Origin of the sequence: Streptomyces sp. NPDC048411 (genome assembly GCF_040704695.1) — a bacterium.
GTDB lineage: Bacteria > Actinomycetota > Actinomycetes > Streptomycetales > Streptomycetaceae > Streptomyces.
The window spans coordinates 1-1214 of sequence record NZ_JBEZKL010000313.1; the positions used below are offsets into that span (position 1 = coordinate 1).

The window sequence follows — 1214 nt, forward strand, 5'->3', positions numbered from 1 at the left end:
CCACAACAAAGCGCGCATCATCGATGTCACGCCGGGCCGTATCCGGACCTCGATCGACGAGGGCAACATCGCCATCGTCGCCGGGTTCCAGGGGGGAAAGCGAGCGCGCCGTCCGCCCCCCGGGTGACCAGGACGAGGGCGGGGCCGCCCGTGCCGAGCCAGCGCGCGGCGACGGACTCCGGGGACTGCCCCGGGTACAGCCATGCCAGGTCCTCGTCGCTGGCCTTGACCACATCACTCAGTGCGACACAGCGCTCCACCCGGCGGACGGCTGCGTCGTGGTCGCCCATCAGGGCCGCCCGCACATTGGGGTCGTAGCTGACGGTCGCCGCGCCACGCAGTGACTCCACGGCGGCGACGACGGTGGCAGCGCCGGGCTCCATGACCGTCGCGATCGAGCCGGTGTGCACATGGTGCGGCGGCCGCTCCGGTTCCACCGGGGAGAGCGTCCACGTGATGGCGAAGGTGTACGCGGCCTGGCCGGCCGCGTCCAGCGCCACCGAGGCGGACGGGGTGGAGCCGGTGGAGCCGTCGGTACGCACCACGACTCCGGCGGACGCCAGATGGGCCGCGATCAGCCGGCCTTCGGCATCCGGGCCGAGCTGGGTGAGCAGAGTGCTGGACCGGCCGAGTCTGGCGAGTCCGTACGCGACGTTGGCCGGGCTGCCGCCGGGGTGGACGCGGTCGTCCTCGCCCGGCAACCGGACGATGTCGGCGACGCATTCGCCGATGACCAGAAAGCCGGGCGAGCCGGGTGAGCCGAGAGTGTCGACGGTTTCGGGCATGGGTGAGATCTCTCCTGGAGTGCGCGTACGTACGTGTCCTGGTAGGCGCGGCCACCGAACACATTGAGTCCGATCCTGCCCTGCGCATGCCGGGTGTCGGTCACGTCGATGGCCAAAAGACCGACGCCTCGCCGTTCTCGAACGCCAGGTTGGCGCTGTCGTTCCCGGAGAAGCCGAGCACCCGGATCCCGGCGATCCGCTGCTTCTTCGGCTGCCAGTACTCGGGGTTCCCACGGAGCTCGTACGACTGGCTCTGGAAGTTGGCGACCTTGGTGTAATGGTCCGTGCCCACCGGGCAATACGCGCTTCAGTAGAGGGGGTGACGGCAGGAGTCTTCCGCCGCGCCCCGGGTGCGGCGGAAGACTCCTGGGCAGTGCGGGGTCAGCGGGCTTACGGGCGCTCTCCCTCCCCGTACCGGCGCTCGAACAT

At 70.3% G+C, this 1214-nt stretch carries 1 protein-coding gene and 1 pseudogene; both read right to left on the reverse strand.

All coding sequences use genetic code 11. From position 1 onward, the window contains the following. Nucleotides 1–83: 83 nt before the first annotated feature. Nucleotides 84–785, reverse strand: a pseudogene (locus tag AB0915_RS39240) (PfkB family carbohydrate kinase); the annotation flags it as partial. A 100-nt stretch (nt 786–885) separates the two neighbouring features. Further along, nucleotides 886–1077 carry a hypothetical protein gene (locus tag AB0915_RS39245; protein ID WP_366696201.1) on the reverse strand — a complete coding sequence of 64 codons (192 nt, stop codon included), beginning with the start codon at nt 1075–1077 and terminating at the stop codon, nt 886–888. Nucleotides 1078–1214 lie beyond the last annotated feature (137 nt).